We start from the raw sequence: 1,023 nt of genomic DNA on the forward strand, positions 1-1,023 counted from the left end.
CACCACCTGGGCAGTGAGACGCTGCCGGACTGCGTGGCGGTGGTGAATCCCAACCGCCAGGACGAAAGCGGCGACCTTGGATATTTCTGCGCCGCAGGTGTGGTGTTCCTGATGCTGGTTGAGGCCGGGCGGCAAATGCGCGAAGCAGGCGCCAAGGGGCCGGATCTGATGGCCTTGCTGGATCTGGTGGCATTGGCCACCGTTGCCGATGTGGCGCCGCTGATCGGCGCCAACCGGGCGCTGGTGCGCCAGGGGCTGAAGGTCATGGGCGCGCGCAAACGTCCCGGTCTGGTGGCCCTGTCCGATGTCTCCCGCATGGATTCGGCGCCCTCCACCTATCACCTTGGCTTTCTGCTGGGACCGCGGGTCAATGCCGGCGGGCGGATCGGCAAGGCGGACCTCGGCGCGCGGCTGCTGTCGACTGACAATCCGCATGAGGCCGCCGCCCTGGCCGAACGGCTGGATGAGCTGAACACCGAGCGCCGCGACATCGAAAACGCGGTACGGGCCGCCGCCCTGCAACAAGCGGAAGACCGCGGGCTGGAGGCTCCGCTGGTTTGGGCCGCTGGCGAGGGCTGGCATCCCGGCGTGGTCGGCATCGTTGCCTCGCGCCTGAAGGAAGCCGCAAACAGGCCCGCAGTTGTGATCGGCTTTGACAGCGATGAGGGTAAGGGATCTGGCCGGTCCGTGTCCGGCGTCGATCTGGGCGCCTCGATCCAGCGGCTGGCGGCCGAGGGGCTGCTGGTCAAGGGCGGCGGCCACAAAATGGCGGCAGGTCTCACCGTCATGCGGGACAAGCTGGAACCAGCGATGGCGCGGCTGTCGGAGCTGTTGGAGAAACAAGGCGCAGGACAGGGCGGCCCGGCCGATCTGAAGCTGGACGGCGCCCTGATGCCCGGTGCCGCCACGGTGGACCTGATCGACCAGATCGAACAGGCAGGCCCCTTTGGCGCAGGCGCCCCTGCCCCGCGCTATGCGCTGCCGGATCTGCAGGTGCGTTTTGCCAAGAAGGTGGGGGAAAGC

At 68.0% G+C, this 1,023-nt stretch carries 1 protein-coding gene; it reads left to right on the forward strand.

Translation table 11 applies throughout. From position 1 onward, the window contains the following. A partial coding sequence (locus A2I95_RS42165; RefSeq protein ID WP_291738187.1) for a DHHA1 domain-containing protein occupies positions 1 to 1,023 on the forward strand: 1,023 nt, incomplete at both ends.

The sequence above is a fragment of the Leisingera sp. F5 genome (genome assembly GCF_001593695.1).